The 14106-nt window shown below is 44.2% G+C and carries 16 protein-coding genes and 2 pseudogenes; all 18 read right to left on the bottom strand.

Annotated elements, in window-relative coordinates; translation table 11 throughout:
* Window positions 1-97: 97 nt before the first annotated feature.
* Window positions 98-1315 (bottom strand): ABC transporter permease, encoded by a 1218-nt coding sequence (locus tag BR63_RS17570; RefSeq protein ID WP_034421186.1) that lies wholly within the window; start codon window positions 1313-1315, stop codon window positions 98-100.
* Entirely contained in the window at window positions 1316-2530 is a 1215-nt protein-coding gene (locus tag BR63_RS17565; protein ID WP_034421184.1) for an ABC transporter permease, read from the bottom strand.
* 58 nt (window positions 2531-2588) lie between these two features.
* Window positions 2589-4271, bottom strand: a complete 1683-nt coding sequence (locus BR63_RS17560) for a DUF6583 family protein (protein ID WP_034421182.1) — start codon at window positions 4269-4271, stop codon at window positions 2589-2591.
* A 24-nt stretch (window positions 4272-4295) separates the two neighbouring features.
* The gene (locus BR63_RS17555; protein WP_051965564.1) at window positions 4296-5006 is read right to left on the bottom strand and encodes an ABC transporter ATP-binding protein; all 711 of its coding nucleotides are present in this window, start codon (window positions 5004-5006) and stop codon (window positions 4296-4298) included.
* 144 nt (window positions 5007-5150) lie between these two features.
* The gene (locus BR63_RS19890; RefSeq protein WP_338056066.1) at window positions 5151-5255 is read right to left on the bottom strand and encodes a TraR/DksA C4-type zinc finger protein; all 105 of its coding nucleotides are present in this window, start codon (window positions 5253-5255) and stop codon (window positions 5151-5153) included.
* A gap of 55 nt (window positions 5256-5310) precedes the next feature.
* The gene (locus BR63_RS19675) at window positions 5311-5457 is read right to left on the bottom strand and encodes a YigZ family protein (RefSeq protein WP_338056065.1); all 147 of its coding nucleotides are present in this window, start codon (window positions 5455-5457) and stop codon (window positions 5311-5313) included.
* 35 nt (window positions 5458-5492) lie between these two features.
* Window positions 5493-6035 (bottom strand): hydrolase, encoded by a 543-nt coding sequence (locus tag BR63_RS17540; RefSeq protein ID WP_034421180.1) that lies wholly within the window; start codon window positions 6033-6035, stop codon window positions 5493-5495.
* A gap of 319 nt (window positions 6036-6354) precedes the next feature.
* Complete coding sequence (panB, locus tag BR63_RS17535) at window positions 6355-7212, bottom strand: 3-methyl-2-oxobutanoate hydroxymethyltransferase (RefSeq protein ID WP_034421178.1); 858 nt, start codon at window positions 7210-7212, stop codon at window positions 6355-6357.
* 353 nt (window positions 7213-7565) lie between these two features.
* Window positions 7566-8537 (bottom strand): DUF1848 domain-containing protein, encoded by a 972-nt coding sequence (locus BR63_RS17530; RefSeq protein WP_034421176.1) that lies wholly within the window; start codon window positions 8535-8537, stop codon window positions 7566-7568.
* Entirely contained in the window at window positions 8534-8884 is a 351-nt protein-coding gene (locus BR63_RS17525) for a hypothetical protein (RefSeq protein WP_051965561.1), read from the bottom strand. The genes BR63_RS17530 and BR63_RS17525 overlap by 4 nt, the downstream gene beginning before the upstream one ends.
* Before the next feature lie 177 nt (window positions 8885-9061).
* On the bottom strand, window positions 9062-9289 hold the full coding sequence (locus BR63_RS20085; RefSeq protein ID WP_476718259.1) for an IS1096 element passenger TnpR family protein: 228 nt from the start codon (window positions 9287-9289) through the stop codon (window positions 9062-9064).
* A gap of 86 nt (window positions 9290-9375) precedes the next feature.
* Window positions 9376-9447, bottom strand: a pseudogene (locus BR63_RS20130) (hypothetical protein); the annotation flags it as partial.
* Window positions 9422-9577 (bottom strand): YrrC family ATP-dependent DNA helicase, encoded by a 156-nt coding sequence (locus tag BR63_RS20125; RefSeq protein WP_476718253.1) that lies wholly within the window; start codon window positions 9575-9577, stop codon window positions 9422-9424. The gene BR63_RS20125 and the pseudogene BR63_RS20130, both read right to left, overlap by 26 nt.
* A gap of 16 nt (window positions 9578-9593) precedes the next feature.
* Window positions 9594-9686: pseudogene (locus tag BR63_RS20080) on the bottom strand (chloramphenicol acetyltransferase); the annotation flags it as partial.
* Window positions 9687-9812: 126 nt separating this feature from the next.
* The gene (locus BR63_RS17510) at window positions 9813-10694 is read right to left on the bottom strand and encodes a CoB--CoM heterodisulfide reductase iron-sulfur subunit B family protein (RefSeq protein ID WP_034421171.1); all 882 of its coding nucleotides are present in this window, start codon (window positions 10692-10694) and stop codon (window positions 9813-9815) included.
* Window positions 10691-11647 (bottom strand): succinate dehydrogenase/fumarate reductase iron-sulfur subunit, encoded by a 957-nt coding sequence (locus BR63_RS17505; RefSeq protein WP_034421170.1) that lies wholly within the window; start codon window positions 11645-11647, stop codon window positions 10691-10693. The genes BR63_RS17510 and BR63_RS17505 overlap by 4 nt, the downstream gene beginning before the upstream one ends.
* Window positions 11647-13356, bottom strand: coding sequence for an FAD-dependent oxidoreductase (locus BR63_RS17500; RefSeq protein WP_034421168.1), 1710 nt, complete (start codon window positions 13354-13356; stop codon window positions 11647-11649). Before BR63_RS17500 ends, BR63_RS17505 begins: the two co-directional genes overlap by 1 nt.
* 146 nt (window positions 13357-13502) lie before the next feature.
* Complete coding sequence (locus BR63_RS17495) at window positions 13503-14063, bottom strand: Fe-S-containing hydro-lyase (RefSeq protein WP_034421167.1); 561 nt, start codon at window positions 14061-14063, stop codon at window positions 13503-13505.
* Window positions 14064-14106: the final 43 nt, after the last annotated feature.

Below are 14106 nucleotides of genomic sequence, written 5' to 3'. Positions count from 1 at the left end.
GGAATGCCTTCCCCTAAGACCCCAAGGAATTATATAAATTCCTTAGGAAGAACAAAATTTTACCAGGCAATACTGAAATATAGTAGGGAAATGGCGTTTACTGTAAAACTGCCCTGCGTATTTTCCAGTAGGCCGCAGCCAGCATGAATAAAGTAAAAACAATAAGTGCCAGGCAAGTCCGTAGTAGATCGGTGAATACATAGTTGTTTAACACCAGGTCTTTTATCATCCGGAGGGCCCAGCCCTGGGGAGTGAAGAGAGACATTATTTTGATCGTCTCAGGAGGGTCAAGAAAACTCCAAAAACAGCCTCCGATGAAGCTGGTAAGAAGGGAAATAGCCGGGGCACCCGCCTGCAGCTGCGCCGGTGTCTTTAAAAAAACCGACAGAAACAGCCCCAGGGCTATAACTGCCAAAATATATAAAATTAAAATGATGTAATGATAAAAAGACGTAAAAAGGAAGATATGAAAGAACAGTCTGGTTAGGGAGAGAAAGATCCCTAACTGCACCAGGGCAAGGACAAGAAGAGAAAGAATGTTAGCCAAAAAGTATTTTGGCAAGAGGCCAGGGACAATGACCAGTCTCTGGAGTGTAAAATTGTTGCGTTCTTCTATCAACCAGCTGCTGTTAAACATGATGAAGAACATGAGAAACATCAGGATCATTCCCAAAGACTGTAAAGAAATAATAGGTAGGGTTTTGTGGGTCGGAACAATAATACCTGTACTTCCCAGTTCCCGGTATTCCATCTTCATTAATGGCTCCGGTTCCCATAAAGAATCAGCGTATTTCCAGGCGCTTCCCCATAAGTCAGATGGCTGCCCGGTCATTTGGAGCTGAAACTGTTTATAGATTTTCGTAACCCAGTTAGCCGCTGAAGCATTGGAAGCTAGCCTCATCACTTCACTGGCCAGCATCTCCTGGATTATCCCGTAAGATAGAGAGACAGGTGATTTCAGCAAAGTTATGGACTCATTGATATTCTCCTGGAGAATGGCTTCTTTGAACCCCCTTTTAATAATAAAAGCCACTTCTGCCTGATAATTTTTTACCAGATTTTCAGCTTTGGTTTTATCGGTAACAATAAGCTGAATTCCTTCTTTTCCCGCCAAACGCTCTATAAGCAAGCGGGAATAGTCGCTGTTATCTTCATCAGCGATCACCACAGGAATAAGATTTTGCTTCTCATAACTCTGTACCCCACTAACAAGGAAAGCAAAGAGCAGGGGAACCAGGACCATCACTATAAGAAAGCCCTTATCTTTAGCAAGTATTTTTATTTTATAGAAAGTTATGATTAACAGCTGGCTCATCTATTTCCTCCTCGGCCATGCCAGAATTCCTAGAGAGATGATAAGAAGTACACTGCCAATCATCATAAGATGCCAGACATCCGGTGTCAGAGAGAGGGTAGGATCGGCAGCAAAAATCTTTGTAAAGCCGCTAGCCATCCACTTATTAAAAGTAAAGTCACTCACCCTTTTGATGGTATCGGGCAGGGCAATGAGGGGGTAGATATTCCCCCCGATAATGGCAAGTAAGGGAGTACCTAGATAGCCAAGCAAATCGGCGATTTGTACTGTGGAGGAAACAGCCGCAATAAATGTAGCCCAGGCCGCTACAGCAAAGGACGAAGCGGCCAGAAGCACAAGGATACTAACCACCGGACTTCCCAGATATGTTTTAAAAAAGGCGCTGGTTAGGAGCAAAATAAACACTAATTGAACCAAAACCAAGACAAAAGAAGCTGTGAACTTACCAAGCAAGATTTGCCACATTTTGAGAGGTGAGGCCCTTAACCTGTCTCTCAGACCGGGGGCTTTCTCATATACGAGAGACTTCATTCCCATAAAACCCAAAAAAGAGGCAAAAACCGCCAGAAGTGAGGCTGTGAAATATTCAGCCGCCGTTATTTTGGGCAAAAAGGAAACCGTTTCTTCCCGAAAAACCCGGTTTCTTCCCAGGGAATTCATGGTGAAACTATAGGTCAGCTGTTTTTCCAGCTTAGCCAGCAAGTCCTCCCCTGCCCCGCCCCAGTAAGCGTAGCGCCAGGCAGTGATAATTCCGCTTTGCCCCGCCGAAATAAGGTTGGCAGCACTCAGCAGTTGATGCTTCATAAGGTTTGCTGCAGCTCTTTTTTCCTTATTGCCGATAAAGACAAAGGGCTTATTCTCGCCTGTGTAAATACTGTCCATAAACCCAGCAGGTAAAAGGATAATACCTGCCACCTCATTCTTTTCCAGCATCTCCAGGGCTTTTCTTTCCTCAGTCTCCTGTATTTTTACTAATTCTTTCAAATGACTGGCCGTCTCAAACTGGCTTAAGAGCATTTTAGAATAGGCCGTTTTATCTTCATTTACTAAGGCAATCTGGAATTTTTCACTAAAGCGTTTATTGTCAAGATAAGGAGTGAAAACCTGTACAAAAAACCAGATAAAGAAACAGGGCAGCAAAAACAGGGAGATTAGGGCAACCCTGTCTTTCCATAACATCTTCAGTTCATTTTTGATAAGGCAATAAATGATCATATTCTAGTCACCCGATATAAGTTTGGGGAAGAGGCTTCCACCTCTTCCCCATGATAGTTTATTGCATGTAGGGCTGGAACAGGGCCATATTTTTCTCAACAAACTGCTGGACTGCGGCCATCAGTTCCTGCTGGAGCTTAAACATTTCTTCTTCGGATATATTGACTACATCCACAGTATTGCCGGCCTCGAGCTTAGGAAGTTTGACTTCTGCGCCAAATTCATCTTTTTGCTTCACTGTTACATTCAAGTTAGCCCCCTGAATACCTTCCGAGGGTACATCAAAGGTCAGCTTTAAAGTGGAGTCCATTTCCCTGTTCTTATCCTTCTCATTTACGGCCATGTTGGTTTTCAATTCTCCGGAGAATTTGCCTGTTCCCTCCTGATCTTTGGCCGTAACGGTGAATTTTACCTCATCGTCTTGTTTTGCCCCGTCTTTTACTTCAGAGAAATCGCTCTCCAGAAGCAGCGAAAAATCCTCTTTGTCATCCTTCAGGGAGAAGGAGAAGGTTCCTTTTTTGGTCTTGCTGTCTATGGGCTTCTTGGTATAAGCTGCCTTTAGCTCACCACTTTTACCCTGTTCTCCACCTGAAACAACAAAAAGTCCGTTCTCCTGTTTGCTTGCATCCACCCACCGGGCTGTCTTGATTACTGTTTTATCATTGGCATTACCAAAGGTAACTTCCCGTTCCAGGATATTGTCTTTACCGTCAATATAAAGAACCATTTTTACTCCGTCGGCTAATTTAAGATCCTTGAGACCGTCGTGAATATTCTTGCTAAACTCCTGCAGCATCCCTTTTATTTCCGACTTTTCTTTTTCCTTGATACCCAGGGCTGCCAGGTCATAACCGGCATCATCCATTAATTTTATGATACTTTTCTGTTTGGTGTAGACCAGGTTTAAAAGCTTCTCGTCTTCCGCCATCTTGTCAGCCATTTTTTTCATTAAATCTGCAATTTCAGCTTCCGTAAATGATATTGTCAAAATCCGGGTATTAATTTTCATATTTCCCTCGGGGAAAGTCCCCTTCTGCATGGTAACCTGTGTTTTCTTCAAGCTATCCACGTATAGCTTAGCGTAATCTTCAAAAAGGGCTTCTCTCTCTTCTTTAGGAATACGAAAAGCATCGAGCACATCATTGTAGGTTAGGATTTTCTTGGGCAGGGCAGTCACACCAAATTTTTCCTTGAGCTTATCCCTGTCTTTTAAATCTACGACAGCATACTTGTTGTAAATGAGCGGAACACCAAAACCAAACTTAGTCTTATCTACAAAAGTTTCGAAGCCAATGAGTTTATTGCCTTCCAAGGCAACATCAAACTTTGTATAGTACTGCTGGTTTTTCTCGTCAACAAAACTCTCAGCGATAATTTTGCTTTTTTCTAAAATATCTAGAAGGATCCACAGGTTAGGGTCGGGCAATTCTAAACCTTTGATACCGGCTGATATTTCCACAGTACTGCGCACAGGGTTTTCCAGATAAGGCTTTACATATTCCTTATAGTACCAGTCATAAGATTCTCCCCAGGTCTTGACCAGTTGGGAGAGATGTTTACCCTCGGCCTCAAGATAAATTTGCTTGGGACTCTTGAATAAGTCATGAACAAAATAACCGTAAGCGCTGCCAGCAAAAAGAAACACCGCTAAGAGAACGGCGATCAGTATGTTCCTTTTTTTACTGCTATTTGTTGGCTGTGGCGCAATCAATTCTTCGCGTGAGGTCATATTCGTCTCCATTATTTCCCCTCCATCTTTTTGGCTTTATTTAGTTTTTTTATTTGAAGTAGCGAAGTAACCTTCCAGTTCAGCCATAGTGCCAACAGTCTCTATCCGGCCTTCCTTTAAAAAGGCAAGCCTGTGGCATATCCCGTCTACTTCTTCCAGATAGTGACTGGTATAAATAACAGTAGTTCCCTCTTCACTTAATTTTTTCACCGCAGACAAAATACACCGTCGGGATTCTACATCTACCCCTGCTGTAGGCTCATCCATAATGAGTATTTGGGGATTATGCAACAGTGAAGCGGCTATGTTCAACCGTCGTTTCATACCGCCGGAATAATGGTCTACAGGATCTTTTATACGGTCTTGCAAGGCAACAACGAATAAGACATACTCAATACGTTCCTGCAGTACTCTTCCCCGTAAGCCATAAACCTGACCCCAAAATTTAAGGTTATCTATCCCGCTTAGTTTTGTGTAAAGGGCTATTTCCTGAGGTACAAAGCCAATAAGCTTTTTGACAAGGTGAGCCTGTTTAACCAAACTTATATCTTTTATATAGATGTCTCCGCTTGTAGGTTTGGAAACAGTAGCCATCATCGATAAAAGAGTGGATTTACCCGCCCCATTAGGACCCAACAGACCAAAAATCTCACTTTTGTAAATATCCAGGTTTACACCGTTAATGGCAACTTTTCTACTATAGCTTTTAATTAAATCTCTAATCTGGATAATTATTTCCTTTGCCATTCCTTCCCCCGTTCAGAGCGGTTCGTATTTCATAATGCTATATTTAACTTCCTCTAAAAATGAGCTTTTTCCTGCTTGCGTTCCTAGTATATTATAAAAAAAATATATGTATTTTTTAGAACAGATTACAAAAAGAGATAGCTTTCACCATCCCCTCGGATACTCCTGAGCACAATCAAGGCAGACTTTCCTGCCTTCCTTTAATCTTATCTTGTGTTCAGGCGCGCCGTCCCCACATTCTCCGCAGATTACTCTGGTAAAGATTTTAGCCCTTTCTGGTAACTTAAAACTTGGTTTTTTAATATCAAACGCCGGTCTTACGATTAAAAAAGGTGAAAGTCTGCTTTCCTGCTGTACCGCTTAGTTCGCCATCATCGCTGCACCTTTCCTGTCCGTCCAATAAGCGGTAGGCAAAAACATTATGGGTAGCATCCCTGTATCGCTTGTTGATATTCCTGGTGAGAGAAAGTCGTGACTTGTACCTTTTTATTTAACCAGGCGGGATATAGCTTTGAAAGTGTCTGTTCCCGCAAAACGGCATAGTTCAAACAAGATAGACTCATAAGTGGAAACAATGGCCCCTTCCTGCTTCATTCTTTCCAGAGCCACTCTCCTGTCACTCTCTTTCCGGGAGGAGACACAATCCTCGATCACAACCGGAAAATAGTTTTGCTCCAGCAAATCAATCACCGTCTGTAATACACAGACATGGGTCTCTATCCCTGCAATAATGATAATTCTTTTGCCCAGGCTGGCGATACGCTCTTTAAAAACCGCTTCGTCGCAACAACTGAAAGAATTTTTTTCTATGTGTGTATATTCACCTAGGGCTTCCTTGACGGGATATACCGTAGTTCCTAATCCTTTGGTGTACTGCTGGGTCACCAGCATAGGAATATTGCACTGTTTTAAACCCTTGATTAATATAATGAGATTTCTTGTAAGTTCTTCTTTTCCAGCTATATGGGGAAGGAGCCCTTCCTGCATGTCAATGACAACCCCCGCCGTATTCTCTTTTAGTATCCGCATAAATAAATTCCTCCTTAATCTTGTTTCAGTTAACAATACACTTATTTACTTATCTAATTATGCATATATCTTCATTTTTCCTTTTTAGTTTCCTAAATTAAAAGGCCGGTGACAAAATCCCGTCACCGGCCTTTTAATTGCTTTGTTTAGTGGGCTAAAGCGCTGTCTACGGTTAAAATATTTATTTTTCTCTGGAGCACCAGTAAAATCAGATTCATTAGGAATACGACATTTCTATCCTCTAAAAATAGGGTAAGGGGCACCGTCCTTTCCGGGCGATGACCCTTAAAAAGGGAGGTAGTGTAAGCCAGGAATTATATTACTTTTCCTTTTCCAGGAGAGCTAAGAATTCTTTGACCTCTTCCTCTTTCATCTTGTAGGTATGCTCCCCGTCCACTGGGAATTTGCCTTCCCGTACATCCTGGGCATATTCCTTAAAGGCGTTGGTGAGAACTTCTCCTACGTTGGCATACTTCTTAACAAACTTGGGTGTGAAATTATCATAGAACCCTACCATGTCGGCATAAATGAGCAGCTGTCCGTGGGTGTAAGGACCGGCTCCAATGCCTAATATGGGAATATTAGCTCTTTCGGTAATAGCTTTACCTACAGCTGAAGGTACGCCTTCCACCAGAATACTGAATGCCCCCGCTTCTTCGACGAGTTTGGCTTGCTGTACCAGGCTTAAGGCCGCCTGACCGGTACGGCCCTGGGCCTTATAACCGCCCAACTGTCCCATGAACTGGGGAGTTAGACCAATGTGGCCCATAACTAAGATTCCGGCCTGCTGGATAGCTTTGATGCGGCTGGCAATCATGGGTCCGCCGCCTTCCAGTTTGATGGCGTCAACCAGAGCTTCTTTAACGAACCGTCCCGCATTGGCAATTGCCTGTTCATCAGAGGCCTGATAAGACATGTACGGCATATCCCCTACAATGAAGGTGTTGGGCGCACCACGGCGTACAGCCTGGCAGTGGCGAATCATGTCATCCATTGTCACCGGGAAAGTGGTGTCGTAACCCAGGCTTACCATACCCAGGGAGTCACCTACCAGTATCATGTCTACTCCGGCTTTCTCCTGCATTTTGGCTGTCAAATAGTCATAAGCAGTGAGATAGACGATTTTCTCCCCGTTCGCCACCATTTGATTAAAATCATGAATAGTTTTTTTAGCCATAATAACACCCGCCTTATTAGAATTTTATGTATTATAAAGCTAGCGCTTTATAAACAAAAACTATTGTGCGATATTATCATACATCGTTCACGGTATAACATAAAATAAAAAGCGGCTACTAGCTACCGGTATCAAATATCAGGTATTGGAAAATATTTTCCTGCTTAGCTATATTTTAGCATAGTACAGTCTTACATTTAAGCAAAAAATTTTGCTTTTTTCTAACTATTTTTTATTTTAAAATCAGTAGCTAAAAAACCCAAAAAACAATCTAAAACTTTTCATAAACAAACATGAGGAGTTTTTTGTTTTACCAATCAGGAAGTATGTATTTTGGGGTCTGCATAAACCGCTTAATCGAATAAAGATAATTGCCCGGATTTAACTCTTGGGGTTTTATCTTTCAATATGATTATATCTTCAGTATATCTATTAATTAAGGAAGAGCTATCTTTAAAATGCTTATTCAGGTTGTTATGAACCATCTTCTCACTAAAATTGGCATAGCAATAGCTGCATTGGAATTGACAAGTATTGTAGACACCCATATCAACGGACTCCACACATAAACATTCCTTCCTTTGGTTTGGGTCTTTTCGATACCTTTTTTGAATGCCGAACAGCTTCTGTATGAGCTTTCCGTCAATGCAACTGCCAGGCTCAATACCAATTTGATCTAAATCCACAGTCTCGGTACACGAAAATATCTGTAAACCATTTTTATGGGCAATTTCTTTGAATTTTTCCGCCAGTTCCAGTAGTTCCTTACGATGCTCGTTAGCAGTAAAGTCAGTAAACTGTATGCCATATTGGGTTTCAAGTTTCTTAAGCCTATTGTTTACTTTACTATAAAACTCCAAAAAGCTGATCATTGCACGTTGGGCCTGCCCCTTTAAACACGAGGAAATATAAGCTATTTTCTCCAGGTGGTATTCCACAGGTGTGAGAGAGCTGATCACGATAGGATCATACCGCCAAATGACTTTTCCTTTACCAATCCGTTTGCTCAATTCTACAAATGTTTCTATTCTTTCGTGAACCGGTGGAACATGGGGCTCAAAAATCTTGGGGTAATCGTTTAGGGTATATTGAAAATAATAGTGATAGCCCCTTTGATCAAGATAGTCCAGATGCTTGATAAAGGGTTGGGGATTTTTCGTCCAGAAAACAATGGCATCCACATCTTCGGGTAACAAACTATAACCCTTTACCTGCCGGGGGTTAAAGGGATTGATATTGTAAAAAAATCCTTCTTCTATTCTTTTGATAAACCAGTCACCAAAAAAGGCCGGAATATCTGTCCGGCGACTAGCGCTAATAATCAAGGGGCTGCCTCCAACAAGTCATCACATTGTTCATTATATACATTTTCAGTATCTTCACCATACTCTAAACTGCCTTCACGGAGTTTGTGGAAATGATCCAAAATTTCTTTGGTTACGTTCCTTATTTCCTCAGAATCGCTTTGAAGGTACTTTTGCAGCATTTTCCTATTGTTTTTTGAAAGGTTTGAGTATTGGTACAACATGTACATTCTATTCATTGCTGTCAACTTATCCCGCTCGGCAGCAGGTTTTTTTGAACAGTCCTTACAAACATGATTTCTGTGCCCTTTGCCGGAAAATTTTTCATCGGCCCTTATCCTGCCACAGATCTTACAATAATGTCCCATCTTACACAATCACCACTTATCCTGTTTATAACAAATTAGAACCGTACCGCATGAGAACTATGGACTGGCGCTGCTGAACCAACTTTAATAATCCGGATATTGTTCAGGGGCTCCCCCTTTACCCTCGATAACTACCGGCCTTATGGGCGGCACGTCGGATTGAAGTATCTCCTCAACCTACACATCAAACTTCCACTCGTCGCCAAAGTCGAACAGGTACAAAAAACTTTTCCCGCGTACGAGGCCAAGCTGCCCTATTACCGCATTGTCGACATACGGCGGATGGTTGTCCTCTTTGCTCCAGTAAGCGTTACGCGACCAAGGTTTTCCATCCATGAAGAAGGCGAAAAGATGGTCGTCATTAAATCTAAATGCCTCCTGTATGGCCTCATGGAGATGTTGCAGGGTATGAAATGCGGAAATTTTGATGCGCCGCCAGGTACGCTCGCCAGCCTGTAAGGATTGGCCTTCACGATATTGATACTCTCATTGCCATAGGTTTTATATATTTTTATTGCATAAGCTGTAGAAACCCCATTACTTTGGAACAATGGACCCGACATCTACAGCAGCAAGATTCCCGACCACCGTAACAAGGTCAGAAAAACCCTTGGATTTTATTTTTATGACGCAGAAACCGTTTTCTTCGTTTTCATAGGTGATTCGTTCAACAACACCGCTTATATATTCCATACCAAATCCTGCCAATCGGTCTAATAAGTAATATTCCAGCTGGATTTCCACCTACAATTGTATAAGGCGGCACATCCTTTGTCACTACTGATTTAACCGCTGCAATAGCATTTAGCAAAATGACTTTTTACACGGTCTGCCGTCCCTTGTCGCAAGGGGATGGCATTATTTATATTGACTTCTAAAGGAAAAAAGGCGGCCTTCTTTGTAAGGCAGGCCACCTGAATACAGCAACTTATTTACTTAACTGCAAGCTGGTCAAGACAGGGTTAAAATCAACAATATGCCGTTTAAGTCCCAGTTCTTCCGGGCTGATACCTAAGGCTAATCCCACCAACTGGGGTAGATGAAGAACAGGCATGGTAATTTTCTCACTGAAATGCTTTTGACTGTCAGGCTGATACATATCTAACTGCATTTGACAGAGGGGGCAGGGGGTGACCAGGCAGTGGGCTCCTGCTTCCCTGGCTGATTGACAGGTCAAGCCGGTGAGTTTCAGGACTTCTTTTTCCGCGGGGAATACGGCGTGAAAACCGCAGCAGTCCAGTTTACGCCCAAAATCCACTGCTTCAGCGCCCAGGGCCTGGGCCAGGAGTTCCAGGGACTGGGGATTTAAGGGGTTTTCAAAACCCATGATATCAGGGGGACGCAAGATATGACAGCCGTAGAAATTGGCTACTTTAAGGCCTTTCAAAGGTTTTTTTACTTTTTTCTTTAATTTATCCAAGCCGTAATCCTTAAGGAGCGCCCAGAGAAGATGAGTGACCTGGGAAGAACCGGTATAAGTGAGTCCTGCTTCTTTCAAGACCTTATTGACTTTCTCTTTTTCTTTAGGGTCCTGGTCCAGTTGCTGTTTAGCCTTGCGCAGCATGAGGGTACAAGTGTTACAGACGGTGAGGAGGGGGAGACCTAATTTTTCGGCCAGAGAGATGTTACGGGCATTAATAGCCAGGGCTAAAGAATGGTCTATATCTTGGATGTGACTGGCCCCGCAGCAGGTCCAGCCTTCTAACTCCAGAAGTTCTATACCCAGTATTTCCGCCACTTTCTTAGTAGCCAGCATGGCCTCACCGGCTGCAGCCTCCAGGGTACAACCAGGAAAAAATCCGTATCTCATTTAGCTTCCCCCTTTCGGACCAGCCTGTAGATTTTCCTGACACCTTCAATGCCTGGGACCGGTTTAGGAATGTGTAAAGGGTTGATTTTACCTTTTTTCAAGAGACGCAGAGCAAAGGGAAGGCGATGGAGGGTATTAAAGAAACCTTCGGTCTTGATGGGCAAGGTCATTTCATTAAGACGACCGGAATTTTTTACATCATCATAGAAGGCATAGGCATGACGAGCCCCCTTGTTCCGGGTATAACCCATGTTCATGCTCTCCTGGCGGAGGCCGCTGATATGGTCGGCAGGTCTCACACCTTTGGGACATTTGGTAATACACTGCATGCAGCGCACGCATTTCCAGAGGCCGCCCTTTTCCAGGGCAGGGGTAAGGTGTTGGGCAGGAGCGCCATCCCGGGAATCCACGGTAAAACGATAAGACTTGGTAAAAATGAAGGGCTCATAAAAACCTTGGGAATTGGTAGTATGCTGGGTACATTCGGAAGTGCAACAGCCGCAGAGGATACAGTCTGTAGGATTGGAAATTTTGTGGAATTCTTCTTCCGACTGGCTAAACCCACGAGTACAGTCTTTTTTTTCATCGACAATAAGCCAGGGTCTAACCTCTTTCATTCTCTCCAGCTTGGGGTCCCAATCGACAACCAAGTCACGGACCACAGGGAAATTGCTAAGGGGTTCGACGGTAAGGACAGAAGTTTGATAAACTTCCAAAAGTTCATCCAGAGAAGTCTTGCAGGCCAGGACAGCATTGCCATTGACTCTCACGCCACAGCTCCCGCAGATGGCGTGACGGCAGGCGGAGGTAAAGTTAAGGGTGGGGTCCTGTTCGTCCCGGATTTTGATGAGTCCCCAAAGGAGGGTTTTGTTTTTTTCGTAAGGAAAGGTATATTGCTGAAACCACTCTTTAGTGCCGTCAAAGCGTTTAATGCGATAAGTGATTGTATCCATCAGTATCTCCTTTCTTCAGGTTGATACTTGGTGATTGTCACCGGTAAATAATCCAGTTTGTACTGGCTGCCTGTTTTGGTGATGAGGGTATGTTTCAGGAAGTTACGGTCATCTCTTTCGGGATAATCCTCACGGGCATGGGAACCGCGGCTTTCTTTTCTGGCAATGGCCCCCATGGTTACAGCTTTGGCCAGTTTCAGTAAATTGCCGATTTCTATATAGTTGATAAAGGCCATGTTGTAACGCTGGCTGGAGTCACCTATATAACAGTCCTGGTAATCCTCCAGAAGTTGATTAATTACCTCTAAAGCATGGACCATTTCTTTTTCCGTACGGAAGATTCCCACATTATACCACAAAGTTTCCGCCATGGTATCACGGATGGTAACAACTTTCTTTCCTGTGGTTTTTCGGCGCATGGTCTCAAAATGTTCCTGCCAGTACTGGGCTCGCTTTTCCAGTTTGGCGGGATCGCCGGGAGCCCGGTTCATGGCGCTCTCAGCTACCCCCAATCCTGCATGTTTACCAAAGACAATAATGTCAGCCATGGAGTTGCCCCCTAAGCGATTGGCCCCATGAATGGAGACACAGGCACATTCCCCTGCTGCATGGACACCCTGGACAGGGGTACTGGATGTCCTAAAGTCCGTAATGTGAATGCCACCCATCATATAATGACAGCTGGGGCGAATAGGGATGGGGTCTTTAATAGGATCAAGGTTTTCAAAATCCATGGCCAGCTCGCGAATCTGGGGAAGACGTTCGAGAATTTTCTTTTCTCCCAGATGTCTTAAATCCAGGAGAACATAGGCATTAATCCCCTGACCGATACCACGGCCCTCCTTGATTTCCGTTTCAATGGCCCGGGAGACCAGGTCTCGAGGGCCCAGTTCCATTTTTTCCGGGGCATAGCGGGCCATGAATCTTTCCCCGTCCTTATTCAGGAGATAACCACCTTCACCCCGGCAGGCCTCAGACATGAGAATGCCAGTGCTGGCCAATCCCGTGGGATGGAACTGGACAAATTCCGGGTCTTTCACAGGAATTCCCGCTTCAAAGGCAGCAGCTGTACCATCACCCGTCATATTAAAGGCATTGGTGGTCCGGTTCCAGTACATGCGGCCAAAGCCGCCGGTGGCAATAACCACCGCTCTGGCGCAAATTGCATGAATTTCCCCGTTTCTGATATTCATAGCCACGAGACCCTGGAATTCCTCTTTTTCTACAACAAGTTCCAGGAGAAACCATTCGTTTAAGAACTTGACCCCCTGTTTGAGACACTGTTCATAGAGGGTATGCAATATCACATGACCTGTTTTATCCGCCGAATAGCAGGTACGGGGCGAAGAAGCGCCCCCAAAGGGACGCTGGGCGATACGCCCTTTTTCGTCCCGGGAAAAAGGTACGCCAAAAGAGTCCAGTTCCCAGATACATTCGGGCATATTGCTGACAAAGAATTCGATGGCATCCTGGTCGCCCAGGAAATCACTGCCTTTTACCGTATCGAGAAAATGTTTTTCTACGGAATCTGTAGGGTCCTTATAGGCCAGGGCGGCGTTAATTCCACCCTGGGCTGCCCCGGTATGGGAACGGGTGGGAAAGGTTTTGCTTAAAACTACCACGTTCAAACCCGGTTCTTTGCTGGCTTCCAGGGCTGCCCGTATGCCGGCGCCGCCGCCGCCTACAATAACCACATCAAAATTGAGCATACTCCACCTCCGGTTTGTGATTAATAGTACATATATAATTGTACCTTATTTCACTAAATGTGAGAAAAAAATAAAAAGATAAAATTAAAAGTACTTTCTTATTTCCCGAACAAAGGCGCTTGCGTGCACTTTGTTCAGGAAATCATTTAGTCAGCCAGACGATAAGCTTCTACGCCGATTTTATACTGGTCATTGCCCTGGGCATCGATGACCACAATACACGGGAAATCTTCTACCTCCAGGCGGTAAATAGCTTCAGGCCCCAATTCCGGGTAAGCTACTACATCGGCTTTTTTTACGGAACGGGCGATGGTTGCCCCTGCGCCGCCAATAGCGGCAAAATATACGGCGCCGTATTTTTTCATGGCATCTATCACCTGGGGACTGCGGGGGCCTTTACCGATCATACCCTTTAATCCTTTTTCAATCAGGAGAGGAGCATAGGCATCCATACGCCCGCTGGTGGTAGGACCGCAGGAACCAATAGCCTGTCCAGGCTTAGCGGGACAGGGCCCTACGTAATAGATGATCTGGTCCGTGAAATCTACCGGCAGGAGCTGGCCTTCCTGCAGGGTTTTGGCCAGATATTTATGGGCTGCATCACGTCCGGTATAGATAACTCCGGTAATGGTCACCCGGTCTCCTGCTTTTAAGTCCTGTATCTGCTCAGGTTTTAAAGGGGTGGTAATCTTTTTTACCTGTGCCATTTCCTTCACGTCCTTTCATAGTTGATAGTTGGTAGATGGTAGT

Origin of the sequence: Thermanaerosceptrum fracticalcis, from assembly GCF_000746025.2 — a bacterium.
GTDB lineage: Bacteria > Bacillota > Peptococcia > DRI-13 > DRI-13 > Thermanaerosceptrum > Thermanaerosceptrum fracticalcis.
This window is presented reverse-complemented; position numbering and strand designations above follow the sequence as displayed.